Here is a 20,862-nt window from a genome sequence, read left to right as displayed (position 1 = left end):
TAAAGAAAAGAATGTTCTTAAAGATTTTTCAATTAATAGTGGCACTTAGCACATTCTAGGCCTCCGATGTCCTTCACTTTAAGGGCATCTTTTGATTTAGACTCCGCGTGCAACTGTACCAACTTATCGTAGTACTCGTTACCAGCAGTTTGGATGTCTGTCTTTCTGTGACAGTCAATACACCATCCCATAGTCAAGGCACTGTGCTGGCCTACTACTTCCATCTCCTCTATAGGACCGTGACAAGTTTGACACTCAATCTGACCCACCTTCACGTGTTGTGAGTGATTGAAATATGCCAAATCAGGTAGGTTGTGAACCCTTACCCACTCTATCGGCTGATCATTATCTATTGCATCGTATATTTTCTGAATCTCAGTGGACACACCTTCTTTACCCTCCACATTCTGAATGTGCATATGGCAGTTCATACAGATGTTAGGAGAAGGAATATTGGCAGACCTTCCGATCTCAACTCCGGTGTGACAGTACTGACAAGGAATCTCTTTATCACCAGCGTGAAGCTTGTGAGAGAAAGCAATAGGCTGTGTTGGTTGGTAACCTTGTTGAACACCTACTGAGAACAAGCCATCAATTGCTGTTTTAGCTACAAGAGATATAACTATCGCTGTGATAATGATTATGAAAGCGTCACTTCTGAATACTTTCTTAAGATCTGTCTTTTGATTGATAAACTCTTTGTCATCTTCCTCAAGTGGCTGCTTGTTCAAGTATTTGGTCAACACGGAAACAATCAGTCCTAAAACAATTAGGATCAACAACAACACAACCACTAAAACCGCTAAAATAATGGTTAAGTATTCACTTGGAACACCTCCAGTTGTTGCTGCAGCACCAGCACCTCCTTCGGCAGTAGCGACCGCAGCTTCTTCCTTACCTCCAAACTCAATGTAAGACAACAGGCTCATGACGTCTTCATCACTTAAGAATGGGTGGGCAGGCATCACCGTGTTGTTAAATTCTGCAAAAAGAGCAGTAGCTGTAGGATCTCCAGCTTGGATCACTTTTTGTGAGTTTTTAACGAATGCCTGGATCCAGGCTATATCTCTACGATCACTTACACCTCTTAATGCAGGGCCAGTAAACTTTTGATCTAGCTTGTGACAGGTTTTACAATTAGCATTGAAGAGTGACTCACCGGCCTTGACGGCTTCATCACTATCAGATACTTCAGGGTCAGCAGCAAAAGCATTTATTCCTATCAAAAGGAAAAAAATCAACGCCATGTTGCAAAATCTGAACGGAACACTTAATAATGAGCGTTTGATTGACATATTTATAACTCTTTAATCAGTTTATTTCACGGTTTTTAAAACTCCCCACAAATGTACTACCCAACTTCTATTTTTCAAACCCGTATAATATGCTTCAGCCAAATTACCTCAAAGCTCAAAAAGCACCTATAATACTGAAAAACAGCCTCTTAAAGCCTTAACTTATTTTTAGATTTCTATTTAGAACCTTTATAAATAACTAGTTTTGAGCAATTAGTTCTATTTGAACTGTACATCGGCAACCAATTTGCAATGTCGGAGCCCAACTGATTAAAATCTTTTAATAAGACGTGATAAAAATTACTAAAATTTTAATTCAACAATTTTGCATAAAACCAGAATATCTATACATTTGCATCTCAATTCAGATGGTCGAGTGGCCGAGTGGCTAGGCAGAGGTCTGCAAAACCTTGTACAGCGGTTCGAATCCGCTCTCGACCTCACTCAAAAAAGCATCCACTATGGCGGATGCTTTTTCAATTTTTTAGCTCAATTCACCTTACCGTTCTAGCACAAACACGCATTTCATCCAAGTGATATATTGGGCAACCTTTGACCTAAAAGAACATTTATTCTTTCCATATTTTTCTTAAATTAAAGGTCCATAAAACTTAAAAGACCAAACCATGAAATTCGGAAGTGTTGAAGATCCTTCATCCATAGATTTTACCTTACCGGAAGACCATCCGGAAACAAAAAAAATCCTCAATAAATATAAATCCGACAAACCCTTTGAAGTATATGTGGGATGTGCCAAATGGAACAGGTCTGACCTAAAGGGATTCTACCCAAGAGGCACCAAAGATGAGCTGACCTATTACTCTACACAATTCAACTCCATTGAGCTCAATGCTACATTCTACAGCTCTCCCAGCATAGAACAAGTGAAAACTTGGGCGGACAAAACACCTAAAGGGTTTAAATTCTTTCCTAAAATACCTAATTCTGTCAGCCACTTCAAACGTCTGATCAATGTACAGGAACCTGTAATGGCCTTCGCAGATGCTATTGCCAATTTTGAAGACAAGCTGGGCATGGCTTTTCTTCAAATGCACGATAATTTCAAACCAAAAGATTTTGACAGGGTAGAGAAGTTTGTCAATGAATTCCCACCAGAAATCCCACTTGCCTTGGAATTAAGAAATGCTGAGTGGTTTGCTAATGAAGAGGTTTTGAACAACTATTGTAATCTATTGGTTGACAACAATCGGGCAAATATCGTTGTTGATACAGCAGGCAGAAGGGACATGCTCCATATGAGGCTTACTAATGACACTGCCTTTATTCGTTATGTTGGAGCCAATGCTGAGAGCGATTACAGCCGATTGGATGATTGGATGGAAAGAATCATCAGCTGGAGAGAGATGGGTCTGCAAAAACTCTACTTCTTTGTACATCAAAATATTGAGAAGGAGTCACCCCTACTTTCTGCTTACCTCATCAAAAAACTGAACAAGCAATTTAATCTGGATTTAAAGATCCCCAACGAGGACCAATAGCGATTTAGATCACGACTTAAAGTCATATAAAAAATCTATCCCCCACAAAAACAAAAAAAGCATCCGCCGCGGCGGATGCTTTTACTTTTATAGCGGAATAAGCTTATGCTTATTTTTTGTCTCCACCTTCCATTTTCTCTTTCAATGCAGAAAGAGCATCTAGGTCTCCAAGAGTAGACTTCTCTTGAGGCTCAGCACCAGCAGCTTTCTTCTTAGGAGCAGCTTTCTTAGCTGGCTTAGCAGCAGGGATAGCTTCTTCTTTGAAAGTAGCAGTGTGAGAAAGAACGATACGCTTATCATCTTTAGAGAATTCAGTTACTCTGAAGTCAAGAGCTTCTCCAACTTCTACTTGAGAACCGTCTTCTTTCTCTAGGTTTTTGATAGTAGCGAATCCTTCCAATCCGTAAGGAAGTTCTAGAACCGCACCTTTGTCATTTTTAGAAACAACAGTACACTTGTGAACAGAACCTACAGGGAAGATACCTTCAAAAGTATCCCATGGGTTTTCTTCCAATTGCTTATGACCTAGGGCCAATCTTCTGTTGTCAACATCAAGCTCAAGAACGATTACTTCTAATTCATCCCCTACCTTAACGTACTCAGATGGGTGCTTGATTTTCTTAGTCCAAGAAAGATCAGAAACGTGTACAAGACCGTCGATACCTTCTTCAAGCTCAAGGAACAATCCGAAATTAGTCAAGTTTCTTACCACGCCTTTGTGCTTAGTGCTTACAGCATACTTAGTCACCATGTCTTGCTTAGTCCATGGATCTTCAGTCAATTGCTTGATACCAAGAGACATTTTTCTGTCTTCTTTGTCCAAAGTAAGTACTACTGCTTCGATTTCGTCTCCTACTTTAACAAAATCGGCAGGGTTTCTCAAGTGCTGAGACCAAGACATCTCAGATACGTGGATCAAACCTTCAACGCCTGGAGCCAACTCAAGGAATGCACCATAGTCAGCAACATTAACGATTTTACCTTTCACTTTAGAACCAACTTCCAATTCAGCAGAAAGAGAATCCCAAGGATGAGCAGTAAGCTGCTTCATACCCAAAGAGATACGTTTCTTGTCATCATCGAAGTCAAGTACCACCACCTGAACTTTATCGTCAAGGTTAAGCACTTCTTCTGGATGGTTGATTCTGCCCCAAGAGATATCTGTAATGTGAAGTAGACCATCTACACCACCCAAGTCGATGAATACACCGAAGTTGGTCATGTTCTTGATCACACCTTCCAATACCTGACCTTTCTCTAGGTTGTTTAGGATTTCTGCTTTTTGCTTCTCTAGATCTTTCTCGATCAATACTTTGTGAGAAACAACAACGTTATCATTAGCGTGGTTGATCTTAACCACTTTTACTTCCATTTTCTTACCTACATAAACATCAAAGTCTCTGATAGGCTTCACGTCAATTTGAGAACCTGGCAAGAAGGCTTCTACACCGTAGATATCTACGATCAAACCACCTTTGGTTCTTCTTTTCACAAGACCTTCGATCACATTGTCAAACTCAAGTGCATCTTCGATGTCTTGCCATGCACGTACCATTTTGGCTTTCTTTCTAGAAAGAACCAATTGACCCAATGCATTTTCTTGCTCTTCAATGAAAAGTTCTACTTCGTCACCGATCTTAAGATCAGGAAGGTCACGGAATTCAGTTCTTGGCACCAAACCATCAGATTTGAAACCGATGTTGATGATCACATCCTTATCATTGACACCTACTACAGTACCTTTGATTACTTCCTTCTCACTGATTTCAGTCAAGGTTTGGTCATAAAGTTTTTCCATCTCTGCTCTCTCGGCAGAAGTGTAGCCTTCACCAAAACCTTTGGTTTCGAACTTGTCCCAGTTAAAATCTTCGTTATTAGACATATTAGTAAACGACTCTGACTTTCAACAGCCCTAGAGTCTTCAGGCTGAGGTTTTTAGTTGTGAATTTTTCATTTCACCAAATGGCAAAACAAAAACCGTCCACCCGAACGGACTGCAAAGGTACTGATTTTTTGCAACATCAAATAATTTGGATTGAAAAAATTAGAGGACAATAGCACATCACCATCAAAAATAACCACTGTATTTCAATAAGTTATCAACCCATATCACTCTAGAAAAAGGTCTGTTACATCAGGACCATGCCTTTCTCAAAAATCTGAGCCAATTTCCGTACATGACTTTCTCAATATCTATATTTGAATAACCTCTTTTCCCCAATAATTTTGGGATTTTTTGTAAATCTGAAATTGTCTCCAGATCATAAGGGCATTGTTCCTTTCCAAAAGCACCATCTAAATCCGTTCCAATGCCAATGTGATCTGCATTTCCTGCCAGCTGACAGATATGATCCAGATGATCTAACAGGATCTCTAGGTTACAGCCTGTTTCCAAAGGTGTGGACTTCCCTCTCACCCAACCTGAAACCATCATCCAAGCATCCAAGGCCCCACCAATAACGGCTCCTCTTTCTATGAGCGCTTTGATCTGCTCATCACTAAACTGCCTGTTATGATCCACCAAAGCTCTACAGTTATTGTGACTGGCCCACACATGGCCATTAAAGTGCTCCATTGCTTCCCAAAAACTATCATCACAAAGGTGTGTCGCATCCAAAACAATATTCAGACGCTCCATCTCTTTTAGAAGTTCTTGCCCCTTCTTACCCATAAAACCTGTCGCATCAGTTCCCTGCGCATACCTTCCGGGACCATAATGGGCTGGTCCAAGCGCTCTCAAACCATAATCGTAGGCTTTTTCAAGATAGCTCAGATCAACAATCGAATCTGCCCCTTCCAAGGATAAGATATAACCAATCGGCTTATCTTCATTGGGCAAATCACATTTCCATAAACTCAAATGCTTCTCCAACCCATCCAAATCCCTTATTTGAACCATTTCCCCAGCGTCCTCCATGGCCTTATACCAAGCCAATTGTCCTTGGGTCTGGGCCCATGCTTGCGCAGGCGAATGCCAACCGGGCAAAGGATTATCGGGAGCAACATACCTCGCTATTTGCGTCGCCACTACCAGCCCAACATCCCCTTCCCGCAATGAAGGCAAAGAAACAGTAGCTTTCCCTCTGTCTGGCTTATCGTTTTGACCTTGCTCACGAGCATTGATAGTCGCTACAGGCTGTGTTAGATCCCTGTTCCACTCCAAAGCATTCATGCTTAAATCCAAATGGGCATCTATGGTGAACATATTTATATTTCTTGTTAGAGTTTTGTTGATAAAAGCCTATATCAATAATGAGCGCTAAAATGGCATACATTAAATGTTAATTTTCCTTTTTCTAGCCAAAGTCAACCATTTACCATTTACCACATGACTTTCAACAGTAAGCACCTTATCATACATCGCAACAGTTGGGCAAATATGATTTGGAACAGCATAGATTTCTTGGCCCACTTCTAAAGAATCCCTGCCCACATCCACCACCATATGTTCCTCATGATGACCAACAATTTTCCATTTTGGATACCCTAAAAACCAAGCCCTGTTTTCCAAGGAGCCTTCAGAAGCAATTGATTTATAACCCAAGTCCAAACAGGCCAGATGAGGTGCCGGCTTAGAAACTACCCTGCAGAGCAAAACAGCACCAAAATCAAATTGCTGCTCAGGCAAGGCATCATGATACCCTTTATCCCAATAGACAAATGTCCCCGGGCTACAAATTACCCCTTTTCGCTTTTGATGAATGGGAAATGTAGGGGTTCCTCCTGCTATTACTTTTATATCCTGACCATACTTTTTCACGATCTGGTCCATCATTTTATTAACAGGTTCGAAAGCTTCGTCACAACATCTCGCTCGCTCATTGATATCCAGTTGCCTAATATGTCCATCGTAAATATGCAATCCCATCGTGATCAAGTGGCTGGTTTCTTTACAAAAATCATAAAGCTCCATGGCACCTTCATTTGGACCGATTCCGGTTCTATCCGTTCCTACATTTATATCCACATAAACGCGGAGATATACATCAGCCTGATGGGTATGGTTCGAAAGGTGCAGTGCCTGTTCTGGGCAATCTACCAGACATGAAAATTGGGTATCTTGATAGGCCAACATCAGCTTGATCATTCTGTTCACCTTAGGACCAACCATTGGGTAGGCAATCAGCACTTCCTTGGCTCCTGCGATCGCCAACATCTCTGCCTCGGCTATGGTGGCACATTTAAACTGGAGTATCCCTTCCTCCATCAACATGTCCACCACTTCCCTACATTTGAATGTCTTGACATGAGGTTGGAGCTGATCGAGGCTCTTGACCATCGATTTAAGCTTTTTGATATTATTCCTCACCCTTTTGGGGTAAACGATCAAAGCAGGTGAATCTATCTTCTCTACATCTCTTACAACATACCAGTCTTCTAAGTCTTCAGGCATAATTAATGTAGTTCAAAAACAGCTTCAACTTCTACTGGAATATTATCGGGAAGAGAGCCAAAGCCTACAGCGCTTCTAACCCCAATCCCATTTTCTTCCCCCCAGACAGCCGCAAAAAGTTCGCTGCAGCCATTGATGACATAAGGGTGTTTTTCAAATTCAGGTACACAGTTTACCATACCCAACACCTTGATCACTCTTTTTACCTTGTTAAGGCTTCCAAGGTTGGCCCGAATTGTGGAAAGCATGGCCAAGCCTACTTGCCTAGCGGCTAGCTTACCTTGCTCCATATCCATTTCCTGTCCAATTCTCCCCATGATCAGGGTTCCATCATCCTTCACCGTTCCGTGTCCCGATAAATACAAATATTTACCGTCAATCAAGCAAGGCTTATAAACTCCCAAAGGCTTGGGAGCAGGTGGTAAATTAAGTTCTAGCTTATTAAAGTTCTCTTCCGCTGACATATTGGTCTTTTTTATTGATACCTTTTCTAAAGTGTTTACAATTTACTTCAATCTCAAAACAAAATCCAATCCAAGATCATTACCCCAAAAAGCCCTACTACGGCCACTATGGTTTCCATTACTGACCAAGACTTGATGGTATCCTTTATACTTACATTGAAAAATTCCTTATACATCCAAAAGCCAGCATCATTAAAATGAGAAAACATCAAGCTTCCTGCACCAATAGCCAGCACCACCAAATTTGGGTCAGCACCAGCATCGTGAATCAATGGCCCTATGATCCCAGCTGTGGTCAATCCAGCAACTGTTGCTGAACCTACACAAACCCTGATCACCGCTGTAATGGTCCAAGCCAATACCAATGGATGCACCTCCCAACCTTCTAATCCATCTGCTATCACTTGACTCACTCCACTATCCATCAATACTTGTTTCAAGGCTCCAGCACCCGCAATGATCAAAATGATCATTGAAACATCCTTGACTGCCACCACATAGATATCCATGAGTTCCTTCATTCCCACTTCCATTTTCAGCCCCAATGTAAAAGTAGCTACGAGTAAGGAGATCAACATAACCATTCCCGGGTCGGAAACAAACAAAATATAAGGATAGAATGAATGTTCCTCTGGAACCTGAAGTGCCAAAACCGTAGTACTAATCAACAAAACAACTGGTAAAAGGGCTGAAAAGAAACTATTAAATGTCCCTGGCAATTCTTCTTCTGGCTTTGAGCTGGCTCGAAATGTCTCCAAGGGACTGGAAGGAATCTTTTTCAACATTTGGGAAAATAAAGGCCCCGCAACCAAAATGGTAGGCACAGCTATAATGATCCCATATAATAAGGTAAGCCCCATGTTGGCATCAAACTGCGCCACCAAGGCCGCAGGTGATGGATGAGGTGGCAAAAAACCGTGGGTCACGGACAAAGCTGCTAACAATGGCATCCCAACAAAAACCGCTGGAAGTCTATACTGGTAGGCCACAGTAAAAACCAAGGGTACTAATAAGACAAAACCCACATTGTAAAACAACGGGATTCCAACCACCAAGCCAGTTAGCATCATGGCCCAATGGATATATTTCTTTCCAAAAATACTCATCAAAAAATCTGCTATTCTTTGCGCAGCACCACTTTCTGCCACCAGTTTCCCCAACATCGCTCCCATGGTGATGATGATAATCAAATCACCTAGAAGATTACCCATACCTTTTTGAACAGAAGCCGCAATATCCTGAGCAGGGATACCCAGCAAAAAACCTGCAGTAATGGAGGTAATCAGAAAAGCAATAAAAGGATTGATCTTTGCCCAAACAATAAGCAAAACTAAGAGCAATATGCTAAGCAGCACAAATAATATGGTCACAGGTAGGTTGGATTTTGGTTAAAAAACCAATATAAAAATTAATCCCTGAAACAATGGGTTAAATCATTATTAATCAATCAAAACAATGTAGATTTCTCAGTCACTCTGAACAGTCCTCACTTCTAAAAACGGCATCCATTCTTCTGCATTTTTCTCCGCATATTCTGATAAAAAATAGGATAGGGATGGTTTAAAAGGTCTTCTTTTCATCAAAAAGCCTACTTCCTCAGGAGTCTTGTCCCCCTTCTGCACATTACACCGGTGGCAAGCGGTAATCAAATTAGTCCAACTGCTTTTGCCTCCCTTGGACCGAGGGACCACATGATCTATTGTCAAATGCTTCTGCGAACCACAATATTGACATTCATTATTATCCCTTTTGAATAAATTGCCCCGGTTCAGCAAAACACCTCTGTAAGGGACATTTTTATATTCGTCCAGCCTAACTACTGCAGGATACTTAAATTCTTGATCCACTGTTCGAATACTTAGAAAAGAGTAATCTGCCAAAATGCTCACTTTCTCCAGAATAGAGAGCACCATCGCTTTCTGTACTGTTACCACAGCCACAGGCGTATGATCTAAGTTGAGCACCAATACCTTCTTTTCCATCTTATTTCATTAATCTCCTGATTTTCAAAACCTGATATAAAGGAGAATTGTTTTTTGCCATTTTGGTTCCATCAAGCTTTACTGTATCCATTCTCACCTTACCTTTCACATGAATCACCTGATTGTCACCAATATATATTCCTGCATGATGCGGAATATCTTTGTTATTTCCAAATATTACCACATCACCCAGCTGGATTTCGTGATAATCTATTTCCTTTCCCGCTTCCACAAATTGGGAGATATACTTTGGAGCCTTATAACCTGCAATCTTGTATACAAGCTGGATAAAACTTCCAGACCCAATACCAAAAAAGCCCCTTCCGCCAGACAGAAAGGGCACATTTATGAACATCTGAGCAAGGGACACCAGTTCTTCCCCAGTGGCCTTGTCCTTATAATGCCTAGAATTTCCTTTGAACTCGAGGGTTCCATCCATATCAAACAATTCACTGGAACCTATATGTAAACTACTACCTGGTAAAATATAAAGGAGGTCTCCCTTGAACTTGATTGATGAGAGAGGGGAAGTCACCACTTGAAAATCCTCATCTTTATAAAAATTAAAAGCTTCCTCAGGTATGGCCTCATGTTGGGCTGCCGGCATCCAGCCCAGAACACCATCAGCCTCCACCTTTACTTTGAGCCATTTACGATCTGGGGTTACTTCCTCCACCTCATAGGTCTCTCCAAAAAGTATCTGTGTTAATAAGCCGGCACCCGGTCTAGGCTCTTGATAAACACTTATTAAACTTAGCCTGCATATTCCATATTTCTCATCAATAGGCCATTTTGTCAAGTTCTCTTTTTGCATCTTTTTTCTTTATGTCCTGACGTTTGTCATGAAGTTTTTTACCTCTACCCAGGGCAATTTCCAGTTTAGCTAAACCCTTGTTATTGATAAATATACGAACCGGAATGATAGAAAGCCCTTTCTCTGTTAATTTACTTTCTAATTTATCAAGCTCTCTTTTATTAAGCAATAGTTTTCGCTCCCTTACCGCGTCATGATTGAAGTGTGCGGCTTGGGAATAGGGAGAAATGTGCATTTGTTTGACAAAAAGCTCTCCCCTTCTAAAATAACAATATGCTTCCTTCAAGGAAACTTTCCCTTCCCTGATGGACTTGATTTCAGTTCCTACTAGAGACAAACCTGCCACATAGGTATCCAGAAATTCAAATTCAAAACTTGCTTTCCTATTTTTTATATTGATGGTTTTACTAAACCTATTCTCCTTGGCCATTACTATTTACTTATTTTCCTAATTTCATTTTTGCCATTGGGCTGACATCAAGTCCACAAAACTCTCCTTTGAGGTATTTGTAGTGAGCAGCCATGGCGATCATAGCAGCATTGTCTGTGCAATACTCAAATTTTGGGACATAAACTTTCCAGCTCAATTCTTTTGCCAAATTTTCCAACTCATTCCTTAACCCTGAATTAGCAGAAACGCCACCGGCAATAGCAATGTCTTTGACTTTATATTCCCTTGCTGCCCGCTTCAGCTTTTGCATCAGCATCTTGATCAAAGTATACTGCACGGAAGCACAAATATCCACTATATTTTCATCTATAAACGATGAATTGACTTTCAACTGATCCCTTAAAAAATATAAGACAGCCGTTTTGATGCCACTGAAAGAATAATTCAAACCTGGCATTTCCGACAATGGAAACTTATAAGCACCCGGATTTCCCTCTTTGGCATATTTATCGATCATCGGGCCTCCAGGATAAGGTAAGCCCAACAATTTAGCAGTCTTATCAAAGGCCTCTCCTACCGCATCATCCAAAGTCTCCCCAATTACTAACATCTCCAAGTAGTCCTTCACCAAGACCAACTGGGTATGGCCTCCACTTACCGTTAGACAGATAAATGGAAAACTTGGCTTGGGGTCATCTATGAAATGAGCCAAAATATGCGCTTGCATATGATTCACATCGATCAAAGGTATCCCCAGCGAATAGGCAAAAGACTTGGCAAAGGAAACCCCTACCATCAAGGATCCCATCAAGCCGGGCCCTCTTGTAAACCCCACAGCAGACAGGTCTTCTTTTTTTAAGCCAGAACTTTCTATTGCCTCATGGATCACTGGAATCAGGTGTTGCTGATGCGCACGGGATGCCAATTCAGGAACCACCCCCCCATATTTTTCATGAACCGATTGCGTGGCGACAATATTATTAAGTATTTTGCCGTCAGATATAATAGACGCGGAAGTCTCATCACAGGAGGACTCAATTGCGAGTATATTAATATTCTTCATAATCCTTTGGAAAAGAAATCGAAAGTTACGGAATTTTTGCAGAAAGCTTTGAGGGGAATGCTTCGCGTAGCAGTATTTCTCCTTCTAATTATCATCTTGGCAGCCATTGCCCTGCAAATTCCTTCGATTCAAACCTCTGCCACCCAGTTTTTAGCAGAGCAGTTGAGCAAGAACACTGGATTTGAAACAAAAATTCAAAAAGTCAACATACGATGGTGGGATGCCATCAACCTGAAGGGGCTGACTGTACACGATCCAAAAGACAGCCTAATGGCAGATCTTCAGGATGTATATATTGACTTTTCACTCAGAGGGCTTTTGAACAGTAATGAACCCGGCTTGGATGAAATCCAACTCAAGGGAGGGCAACTCCGTTTTCTGACTCACCCCGATGAAGACCTACCCAATATTTCCTTGTTCATCAACCAAATCAATGGCTTTTTAGGCAAGCGCAAGAAACAAAAAACAACTAGCACCAGTCAATTCTCCATAGATCGGATGTCATTCGAAGGAACGTCATTGGATATTTTTGACCTACGAAAAACGCCTATAGTTGATGGCTTTGATTATACAAGACTCCGTTTCAGAAACTTGATAGGCGGAGCAAGGGATTTTCTTTCCAAGGACGGGGAAATCTCCTTTGATATCAGGTACCTAAGAGGTTTGGAAGCGACTTCTGGCATGGAATTCCAACAGCTACTGGCCAACTTTTCCTATTCCGCTCAAGCCATGGAATTCAAGGATTTGTTTTTCAAATCCAATGAAACCATCGTCAAAAACTATTTGAAATTCAGTTATGAAAACGTAAAGTCACTCAGCGATTTCAACAACCAAGTGACTATTTCTGCGGTATTGGATGAATCTGTACTGGACATTAAAGATCTTAAATATTTCACAGATAAAATCCCTGATTTTGACGACCGCATTTACCTCAGCGGAGCCATCAATGGAAAAGTCAGCGACCTGTACTCTGAAGAGCTTTTGATTAGATTTGGTGAAAGGAGTGCATTATTTGGCCAATTCAAAATTGATGGCCTTCCCAAAATAGACAGTACCTTCTTCCAACTTTCCTTGGTCAATTCCAGTGTCACAAGTGCGGATTTAGCTCCTTACTTGGATGAAAAGTCTCGCAAAGAAATCAGTAAATTCCGGGACATTCACTTCGACACTGATTTCAACGGCTACCTGACAAGGTTCCAAGCCAAGGGAGAATTCAGAACGCAAATAGGCACGGTAGCTGGAAAACTAAATTACCTGATTGATGACAATAGTCCGAGGTATTATGGTCAATTAACGGTCAACAACCTGGATTTAGGCCGAATCATGGAAGACCGTGAGACCTTCCAAAGAATCTCACTCAAAGGAAACCTTCGAGGAACAGGCACCACATTGGAAACTGCCTTATTGGAGTTGGACGCAAAAGTAAGCAAAGTAGGCATCAATCAGTACAATTACACAGGAATAACCACCAATGCCACCTATGGCAAAGACCTTTTTAAAGGAAGGCTGACCATTAAAGACCCCAATTTAAAAATGAGTCTTGATGGTATTTTAGACCTTAGAAATGGAAAAGATTCCGCAAGACTTTCGGCCAAACTCGACACTGCATTTCTGCAAAATCTTAATATAACTGAAAAAGAATTCTTTGTAAGTGGCGGAGTGGAGTTGGACACCAAGGGTACAGATGTGGATGAAGTAGAAGGAATCGCTCGCTTTAGAGACCTTTTGATTAGCCATCAGGGAAGAAACCTTTCTATTGACAATTTCTTCTTTCAATCAGTTTTTGCTGAAGAAACGAGGATGATTTCCCTTAATTCTGATTTGCTAGTGGCAAGTATCTCAGGAAAGTTTCAGGCCAAAGAAGTTTACAGGGACATTCAATACTTGCTTGATGACTACCTGGCCATAATAACCAACACGGATATCGAAAAAAAAACAGACAAATTGGAAGGGCTCAATGAATACAACTTGGACATTAACATGAGTCTAAATGATATCAATCCAATTGTACAACTATTTGCACCATCCCTTTACATTTCCAAAAACACCTCTGTAGAAGGAGCATTTTACCAAACTGCAGAGAACACTATTTTCAACTTCTATTCAGGGATAGACACTATTCAATATGACAGCAAAATATTTCTCGAAAATGACTTAGATTTTAACACTTTCAAAATCAGAAATTCAAGGGAAGTATTGGCTGCTTTTTACATCAACTCCAAGGAGCAACAGCTTACGCAAGATGTGGTCTTCAATAACCTCAGCATGGAAGCCATTTGGGATGAATCTTCGATTGATTTCAACCTAGGGATAGACCAGCTTAAGACTGAAAGTTATGCACAGATCCAAAGTGAGATTCAATTGTCTCCCTCTCAAACATCAATAGTTTTCGCTCCATCAGATATTAAAATACTGGAAAACTACTGGGAGTTTGATGAAGATAATTCAATTGTCATCTCAGAAGGGCAAATAGATTTTGATAATTTGAAGCTCTCCAATGATGGGCAGTTTCTGGCTTTAAATGGGCGAATCAATGAAAACCCTGAAGAAATCCTCAGTTTTGAGATCAATGATGTCAACTTGGATTTCCTCAACACTTTTGACACCAAGCAGTACCAAGGCACCGCCAATGGCATATTTGCTTTCAACAGTTTTTCAGAAAGAGCTGGCTCTTATGGCAGCATCACGCTGGACAGCTTGCGTATCAACAATTTCCTCATTGGAAACTTGGAAGCTGCCACCTATTTTGAAGACGAAAAAGTCAACCTGAACCTCACCAATTATAGGGATGAACAGAAAACCGTTGAAATTACTGGGTTTCTCAATACAAATGATGATCAGTTAGCCCTAGAAGGTAATTTCGAAAATACCAAACTGGACATTTTGGAACCTTTCCTTTCTGATTATTTAACTGAATTTGGAGGAACTGTTTCTGGAAACATCGAGATGACAGGCACCCTAAACCAACCCAACGTAAGAGGCATAGGAAAACTGACAGGTGGTGGGGTCAAGGTCAATTACCTAAACACCTACTATACCGTTGATGGAAACATCAATTTCACTCCGAATGAAATTAGTTTCAAAGGCCTAAATATTACTGATATCCAAGGAAATACAGCTAGAATGAATGGTGGTATTGCCCATGATGGCTTTAAAAACTTTGTATTAGATATCTCATCTGACTTGAATAATTTCCAAGTACTTAACACCTCTTCCCGTGACAATGATCTCTTTTACGGCACTGCCTATGCCAGTGGAAAACTGGAAATCTTTGGAGCAGCCAGCAACCTCGACATTACTGCAAACGCCACCACAAGACCTAATACCAAAATCTATATCCCAATAGGAGAATCTGAGGGGCAAGCCCAAGAAGAGTTCATCAACATTATCAATGTAAGAGATACCACCAGGGAAATCCAAATCGAAGAAATAGTAGAAAAACTGGAAATAGATAATGTCCGAATGAACTTTGTATTGGATGTCACGCCAGATGCTTACACTGAAATCCAAATTGATCCAAGAACAGGCGAAAATATCCAAGGGAGGGGAAGAGGAATTTTGAACCTCAATATTGATACACAAGGCAATTTCAGCATGACCGGTGATTATGAAATCGTGGATGCCAAATATAATTTCTCCCTTTACAATATCATCAACCGTCAATTTGAAATCTTACCGGGCGGAAGGATCTCATGGTACGGCGACCCTTACGGTGGCGTAATGAACATCAAAGCTACCTATGAAGAGAATGTTTCCCTGACCAGTTTGCAAAACACGCAAACTTCCAATTCAGAATTTGATAATTCCCAACTGTACAGAAGGTATCCTGTTAAAGTAATTATGGACTTGGACGGCCCGCTTCTTTCTCCTGATATCAACTTTGATTTTGACTTTTCAGAGTTTCCCGACGGTGAAAGCCAAACCACTATTTCCGCTTTCAAAAACCGAATTGCCAATGACGAGCAAGAAAAAAACAGGCAGGTTTTCTCTTTGATCATGCTAAGAAGATTCTCTCCGGAAGGTCAATTTAACAGCGCTGGAATTGGCTTCTCCAACCTGAGCCAATTGGTTTCTTCCCAGTTAAATGCCCTGATATCACAAGTTGACCAAAACCTCGAAATCAATATTGATCTTGCGTCTTTGGACAATACCGCTTTAGAAACTTTTCAGCTCAGGGTGGCTTACACATTCTTGGATGGAAGATTGAGGGTAACCCGTGACGGCAGCTTCACAGATCCACAAGGCAATGCGGACTTCAGCAGTATTGCGGGAGATTGGCAAGCTGAATACCTCATCACGGACGATGGCAGATACCGAATTAGAATTTACAATAGAAACAATTTCAACTCCTTCACTTCCACGTTAAATATTACGGACAGGGTAAATACCTACGGTGTTTCTGTATCCCAGACTTTGCTTTTTAGCTCCTTTAAGGAATTGTTCCAAAATATTGGAAGAAGTAAGAAAGAAAAATTACTGATTAATGACACAGATGATTTTTTGCGATACGATTACCAAAACAATTCTACACCTGCAGTGCCAGACCCTATCAGTCCTGCTGATTCAATAAAGATCAATATCATTGATACCAAGCCAAAAGAAGAAAATGAACTTGCTTCTCCAAACAATTGAGGTCCTTTTTGATTCTAATGTAAAACAGAATTGAAATATGAAGGAAAAAATCACACTCTATTGGATGAGAAGAGACCTGAGGCTTGAAGACAATACAGCACTCTATTATGCCTGTCAAAATGAAGAAAATGTCCTTCCGGTTTTTATTTTTGATTCCCAAATTTTAAATGAGCTGGAAGATAAAAAAGACGCCAGGGTAGAATTTATTCTCCAAGAACTTAAGAAAGTCAACCAATCACTCCAAGAGAAAGGCTCTACTATTTTAACCAGGGTCGGAAAACCTGTTGAGGTTTTTAAAACCCTTATAGAGCAATATAACGTCCAAAACGTTTACACCAACAGGGATTATGAACCTTATGCTATTTCTCGAGACAAGGCCGTTGAAAAGCTTCTAAAAGATCAAAAAATAGACTTCTTTGATTTTAAGGACCAGGTGATCTTTGAGAAAGATGAAATCTTGAATGAAAGCGGAAGTTTTTACAAAGTTTATACCCCTTATAAAAATACATGGCTACAAAAATTCAATGCAAATCCTCCTTCTCTTCATCAGATCAATTACAAAAAGCTTTATCAAACCGATCATCAAAACCTTCCAGAACTGAATGAGCTAGGTTTTGAAGCGACAGATATCCAGCTTCCTGCTTTGGAAATTGACAAGGAGCTGATAAAAACTTATGACCAAAACCGGGATATCCCAGCACTTGATCATACTTCAAGACTTGGTATTCACCTCCGCTTTGGCACCGTCAGTGTAAGGCAGTTAGCCCTCGAGGTCAAAAAATTAAACGAGGTTTTCCTTAGTGAATTGATCTGGAGGGAGTTTTTCATGATGATTCTTTATCACAATCCTCAGGTAATAGACGAATCCTTTAAATCAAAATATGACCAAATTCCGTGGAGAAACAATGAAGAGGAATTCTCTAAATGGTGTGAAGGCCAAACAGGTTATCCAATTGTTGATGCCGGCATGAGGGAGCTCAACCAAACCGGTCATATGCATAATCGGGTCAGAATGATTGTGGCAAGTTTCTTAACCAAGCATCTTTTAATTGACTGGCGTTGGGGAGAAGCGTATTTTGCGAAGAAATTACTGGATTACGAATTGGCCTCCAACAATGGCAACTGGCAATGGGCTGCTGGAACTGGAACGGATGCCCAACCCTACTTCAGGATTTTCAACCCATCATCCCAAGTCAAAAAGTTTGACAAAGACTTAAAATATATTAAAAAGTGGGTCAAAGAATATGGTAGTGACCAATATCCTGATCCAATAGTAGACCATAAAATGGCTCGTGAGCGAGCATTGAAAACTTACAAATCTGCATTAGAAAAATGAATATAGGAGACAAAGTGCGCTTGTTGCACGGAAACGAAGAAGGTACCATCACCAAAATTTCCGGAAGCGGTAGGATTGAAATAGAAATCGAAGATGGTTTCCGGATTCCAGCCATGAAAAACGAGGTGGTGGTCATTCATGAAACTGAAAAACAATATTTCGGAGGAGAAAAAATCTCACCAGATAAAGAAGCTCCATTAAAGGCTGTTAAGAGCCCTCAAATGGATGCTGGTTTATACCTTAGCTATGTCCCCATAAACGACAAAGACCTCAGCCTTCACCTGATCAACAACAGTGAAAAGGATTATGTATTTGTCGCTTCGGAAGTTTTTGGAGACAACTCCAAAACGTTGGCTTCAGGAACCATTGCTGCCAAAACTTCAAAAAAAATGGATGAAAAATCCATTCCTCAGTTTGAAAAGTGGCCCACCCTTTTCCTCCAGTTTATCCCCATAAACCATCAAGCAGAAAAAACGCTTCCCCCATTTGAAAAAAAGGTGAAATTCAAAGCTTCCTCATTTTTCAAAAGTCAAAGCACCGCACCTGTAACAGGAAAAAAAGGCTACTTATTTGCGATTGACCAGCAAGTAAAAACGCTGGACATCCAACAGTTGAACAAGGAGCTTAACAAGGGGAAAGCAGAAGAAGTCACCTCAAAGCAATTCAAAAGACCAGAAAAACAAATTGATCTGCACATTGAAAAGTTAACCCAAGAGCATGAGTTGATGAGCAACACAGAAATGCTCAAACTTCAGCTAGAGACCTTTGAAAAAAACCTTAATTATGCGATCGCCTCAGGCATGGATGAAATCACTTTTATCCATGGACTGGGCAATGGAGTATTGAGAAAAGAAATCCATAAATACCTGAGCCAATTGGAAAATATTAAGTATTTTCAGGATACCCAAAAGAGCCGGTTTGGATATGGTGCTACTCTTGTACGTATAAACTAGAAAACTATGCAGGTTCAACAAGTCTCTCCCATCTTTCAGCTCTTCGACCAACAGTACACTTTGGCCAAAAAACTGTTTTATTCTTTGACCAAGCTGTTCAAGTCAAAAAAGGCAATTGAGTTGGAAGAAAAACTGATCTTTCTGGAGATTTACATTGACCTGCTTAGCAGAATCCACTTTAATGAAAAGAAGCTGAAATTTCAACTTTTTGGTCCTTATAAAGAATTATTTAAAAGCCTCAAAAAAGTCCTTCATATCAAGTTGATTCAGGAAGCTCTTGAGTCAGAATCCATCAAAACGCAAACTACTTTTTCTACTTATGAAAGGGAGCTTTTGAGAGACAAGAAAAGTATTTACACCGAAGCTTATGATGTCATCATGGCCACTCCCCTGAATATCTGGGAAGATCTTTACCGGGAGGCATTTGAACACAGCAAAAACTTAAGGCCTTTGATGATCAATACTTCCACAATCCAGATCATTAATGAGGAGTTGGAATTCTTCAAGTTTGACAGCGAGAAAAAACTGGAGGCTAAGGAAATTAAAGATATTTATGAAGGGCTTCAGGAAATCATCACCTTAGAAAATGTTCGAATTGTTTCTGGCCTCAATGCTACATTCACAGAAGTGGTTCACAAACATATGAATGAGCTCAGTCAGCTTCTTTACAAGTGGTACCAAAACCATCTTTTTTTACAACATTTAACTTACACACTTTCTGAAAAAGAAGAACTACCTTCCAAAAAATACCAGGCGCTGATCAGTTCACTGAAAAGCAACAAAAAAAAGCTAACCACCAAAGTGGTTAGCCAATGTCAACATCTCTTTTCTGATATTTTAGGTTAGATTTTACCCAGCGCAGCGGCCAAGTCATTTTTAAGATCTTCTGCATCTTCCACTCCTACACTTAGTCGGATCAAAGAATCAGTCAACCCAACCTTTTCCCTTTCGGCTTTTGGAATGCTGGCATGGGTCATCGAAGCAGGGTGACCACATAGGGATTCCACTCCCCCCAAAGATTCTGCTAGAGAGAAATAATGAAGATTCTTCAAAACCGTCATGGCATCCTCCAGTTTGTCTCCAATGGTGCTAAAAGAAATCATGCCTCCAAAACCCCTCATTTGTTCAACTGCAATATCGTGATTGGGATGATCTTCAAAACCTGGCCAAAAAACCTTGTCCACTTTAGGGTGGTTCCTTAGGTAACCTGCAATGGTTTTTCCGTTTTGACAATGCCTTTCCATTCTCAAGTGTAGTGTCTTGATTCCTCTCAACACCAAAAAGCAATCTTGAGGCCCAGGAGTTGCTCCACATGAATTTTGAATAAAGGCCAAATCCTCCGCCAGCTTATCATTGTTCACCACCAGTGCTCCCATCACCACATCAGAGTGGCCAGCCAAATATTTGGTAACCGAGTGCATGACCAAATCTGCTCCAAGGTCAAGCGGGTTTTGCAAATAAGGAGTTGCAAAAGTATTGTCTACTCCCAATAAAACATCATGTTTTTGGGCTATGGCCGCCAAACCTTTGATATCAACGATGTTCATCATGGGATTGGTAGGCGTTTCTGCCCAAATCAGACGGGTATTATCATTGATATATTTTTCTATGGAAGCTGGATCGTCCATCGGTACGAAATGGAATTTGATCCCATATTTAGCAAACACCTTGGTGAAAATCCTGTAAGATCCACCATATAGATCATTGGTACTGATCACTTCATCACCTGGACTCAAAAGTTTGATAACCGCATCAATCGCCCCTAATCCGGAAGAAAAACACAAACCATACTTCCCATTTTCCAAAGCAGCAATGCTATTTTGAAGGGCTGTCCGAGTAGGATTATGAGTCCTGGAATACTCATAGCCCTTATGCTGACCTGGAGACTTTTGTACATAAGTGGAAGTCTGAAATATCGGTGTCATGATGGCACCAGTAGATGGATCAGGCTCTACGCCTGCATGAATTACTTTCGTTCCAAATTTCATAGTATAATTCGTCTTTTCTGCTTTTTTCTCTTGAACTTCAATCAAAGAAAAC

At 40.6% G+C, this 20,862-nt stretch carries 16 protein-coding genes and 1 tRNA gene; 6 read left to right on the top strand and 11 right to left on the bottom strand.

The annotated features are described in order from the left end of the window. Positions 1-32: 32 nt before the first annotated feature. On the bottom strand, positions 33-1,295 hold the full coding sequence (locus tag JL001_RS10030; RefSeq protein ID WP_200975952.1) for a c-type cytochrome: 1,263 nt from the start codon (positions 1,293-1,295) through the stop codon (positions 33-35). Between the two features lie 370 nt (positions 1,296-1,665). Between JL001_RS10030 and JL001_RS10025 the strand changes: the two genes are divergently transcribed. Then, positions 1,666-1,736: transfer RNA gene (locus JL001_RS10025), tRNA-Cys, on the top strand. 185 nt (positions 1,737-1,921) lie between these two features. Further along, a complete protein-coding gene (locus JL001_RS10020) occupies positions 1,922-2,794 on the top strand; it encodes a DUF72 domain-containing protein (protein WP_200975951.1) in 873 nt (290 codons plus the stop codon). 109 nt (positions 2,795-2,903) lie between these two features. Here the strand turns inward: JL001_RS10020 and rpsA are convergent, their stop codons facing one another. The 9 genes from rpsA to tsaD form a co-directional block, all read right to left on the bottom strand. Then, positions 2,904-4,676 carry a 30S ribosomal protein S1 gene (gene rpsA / locus JL001_RS10015; protein ID WP_200975950.1) on the bottom strand — a complete coding sequence of 591 codons (1,773 nt, stop codon included), beginning with the start codon at positions 4,674-4,676 and terminating at the stop codon, positions 2,904-2,906. Between the two features lie 252 nt (positions 4,677-4,928). Continuing rightward, positions 4,929-5,999 carry a dipeptidase gene (locus tag JL001_RS10010; RefSeq protein ID WP_200975949.1) on the bottom strand — a complete coding sequence of 357 codons (1,071 nt, stop codon included), beginning with the start codon at positions 5,997-5,999 and terminating at the stop codon, positions 4,929-4,931. 69 nt (positions 6,000-6,068) lie between these two features. Then, positions 6,069-7,187 carry a D-TA family PLP-dependent enzyme gene (locus JL001_RS10005; protein ID WP_200975948.1) on the bottom strand — a complete coding sequence of 373 codons (1,119 nt, stop codon included), beginning with the start codon at positions 7,185-7,187 and terminating at the stop codon, positions 6,069-6,071. A gap of 2 nt (positions 7,188-7,189) precedes the next feature. After that, positions 7,190-7,651 (bottom strand): RidA family protein, encoded by a 462-nt coding sequence (locus tag JL001_RS10000; RefSeq protein ID WP_200975947.1) that lies wholly within the window; start codon positions 7,649-7,651, stop codon positions 7,190-7,192. Positions 7,652-7,704: 53 nt separating this feature from the next. After that, a complete protein-coding gene (locus JL001_RS09995) occupies positions 7,705-9,021 on the bottom strand; it encodes a gluconate:H+ symporter (protein ID WP_200975946.1) in 1,317 nt (438 codons plus the stop codon). Between the two features lie 96 nt (positions 9,022-9,117). Next, the gene (locus tag JL001_RS09990; protein WP_200975945.1) at positions 9,118-9,633 is read right to left on the bottom strand and encodes an HNH endonuclease; all 516 of its coding nucleotides are present in this window, start codon (positions 9,631-9,633) and stop codon (positions 9,118-9,120) included. Between the two features lies 1 nt (position 9,634). Beyond that, positions 9,635-10,447, bottom strand: a complete 813-nt coding sequence (locus tag JL001_RS09985; RefSeq protein ID WP_200975944.1) for an NlpC/P60 family protein — start codon at positions 10,445-10,447, stop codon at positions 9,635-9,637. After that, positions 10,413-10,877 (bottom strand): SsrA-binding protein SmpB, encoded by a 465-nt coding sequence (gene smpB / locus JL001_RS09980; protein WP_192008457.1) that lies wholly within the window; start codon positions 10,875-10,877, stop codon positions 10,413-10,415. Before smpB ends, JL001_RS09985 begins: the two co-directional genes overlap by 35 nt. A 10-nt stretch (positions 10,878-10,887) precedes the next feature. Continuing rightward, on the bottom strand, positions 10,888-11,901 hold the full coding sequence (gene tsaD / locus JL001_RS09975; protein ID WP_200975943.1) for a tRNA (adenosine(37)-N6)-threonylcarbamoyltransferase complex transferase subunit TsaD: 1,014 nt from the start codon (positions 11,899-11,901) through the stop codon (positions 10,888-10,890). A 57-nt stretch (positions 11,902-11,958) separates the two neighbouring features. On the opposite strand from tsaD, the gene JL001_RS09970 reads away from it, so the two are divergent. From JL001_RS09970 to JL001_RS09955, 4 genes are read left to right on the top strand one after another with little or no spacing between them, the layout of a single operon-like run. Beyond that, complete coding sequence (locus tag JL001_RS09970; RefSeq protein WP_236252768.1) at positions 11,959-16,533, top strand: translocation/assembly module TamB domain-containing protein; 4,575 nt, start codon at positions 11,959-11,961, stop codon at positions 16,531-16,533. A 37-nt stretch (positions 16,534-16,570) separates the two neighbouring features. Continuing rightward, positions 16,571-17,869, top strand: coding sequence for a deoxyribodipyrimidine photo-lyase (locus JL001_RS09965; RefSeq protein ID WP_200975941.1), 1,299 nt, complete (start codon positions 16,571-16,573; stop codon positions 17,867-17,869). Next, complete coding sequence (locus JL001_RS09960) at positions 17,866-18,822, top strand: Smr/MutS family protein (RefSeq protein ID WP_200975940.1); 957 nt, start codon at positions 17,866-17,868, stop codon at positions 18,820-18,822. Before JL001_RS09965 ends, JL001_RS09960 begins: the two co-directional genes overlap by 4 nt. Positions 18,823-18,828: 6 nt before the next feature. Continuing rightward, complete coding sequence (locus JL001_RS09955; RefSeq protein ID WP_200975939.1) at positions 18,829-19,668, top strand: hypothetical protein; 840 nt, start codon at positions 18,829-18,831, stop codon at positions 19,666-19,668. On the opposite strand, the gene JL001_RS09950 is transcribed toward JL001_RS09955, so the two are convergent. Continuing rightward, complete coding sequence (locus JL001_RS09950; protein WP_200975938.1) at positions 19,665-20,810, bottom strand: PLP-dependent aspartate aminotransferase family protein; 1,146 nt, start codon at positions 20,808-20,810, stop codon at positions 19,665-19,667. The two genes, JL001_RS09955 and JL001_RS09950, sit on opposite strands and share 4 nt — an antisense overlap. Positions 20,811-20,862 lie beyond the last annotated feature (52 nt).

The sequence above is a fragment of the Echinicola sp. 20G genome (genome assembly GCF_015533855.1).
Classification (GTDB): Bacteria; Bacteroidota; Bacteroidia; order Cytophagales; family Cyclobacteriaceae; genus Echinicola.
This window is presented reverse-complemented; position numbering and strand designations above follow the sequence as displayed.

Bases quoted from the DNA above. Each gene is read 5' to 3' on its own strand.
- JL001_RS10020 (WP_200975951.1), top strand. From the start codon at position 1,922: ATGAAATTCGGAAGTGTTGAAGATCCTTCATCCATAGATTTTACCTTA.
- JL001_RS10000 (WP_200975947.1), bottom strand. From the start codon at position 7,651: ATGTCAGCGGAAGAGAACTTTAATAAGCTAGAACTTAATTTACCACCT.
- JL001_RS10010 (WP_200975949.1), bottom strand. From the start codon at position 5,999: ATGTTCACCATAGATGCCCATTTGGATTTAAGCATGAATGCTTTGGAG.
- JL001_RS10005 (WP_200975948.1), bottom strand. From the start codon at position 7,187: ATGCCTGAAGACTTAGAAGACTGGTATGTTGTAAGAGATGTAGAGAAG.
- JL001_RS09955 (WP_200975939.1), top strand. From the start codon at position 18,829: ATGCAGGTTCAACAAGTCTCTCCCATCTTTCAGCTCTTCGACCAACAG.
- tsaD (WP_200975943.1), bottom strand. From the start codon at position 11,901: ATGAAGAATATTAATATACTCGCAATTGAGTCCTCCTGTGATGAGACT.
- JL001_RS09950 (WP_200975938.1), bottom strand. From the start codon at position 20,810: ATGAAATTTGGAACGAAAGTAATTCATGCAGGCGTAGAGCCTGATCCA.
- JL001_RS10030 (WP_200975952.1), bottom strand. From the start codon at position 1,295: ATGTCAATCAAACGCTCATTATTAAGTGTTCCGTTCAGATTTTGCAAC.
- JL001_RS09985 (WP_200975944.1), bottom strand. From the start codon at position 10,447: ATGCAAAAAGAGAACTTGACAAAATGGCCTATTGATGAGAAATATGGA.
- JL001_RS09990 (WP_200975945.1), bottom strand. From the start codon at position 9,633: ATGGAAAAGAAGGTATTGGTGCTCAACTTAGATCATACGCCTGTGGCT.
- JL001_RS09970 (WP_236252768.1), top strand. From the start codon at position 11,959: ATGCTTCGCGTAGCAGTATTTCTCCTTCTAATTATCATCTTGGCAGCC.
- JL001_RS09965 (WP_200975941.1), top strand. From the start codon at position 16,571: ATGAAGGAAAAAATCACACTCTATTGGATGAGAAGAGACCTGAGGCTT.
- rpsA (WP_200975950.1), bottom strand. From the start codon at position 4,676: ATGTCTAATAACGAAGATTTTAACTGGGACAAGTTCGAAACCAAAGGT.
- JL001_RS09960 (WP_200975940.1), top strand. From the start codon at position 17,866: ATGAATATAGGAGACAAAGTGCGCTTGTTGCACGGAAACGAAGAAGGT.
- smpB (WP_192008457.1), bottom strand. From the start codon at position 10,877: ATGGCCAAGGAGAATAGGTTTAGTAAAACCATCAATATAAAAAATAGG.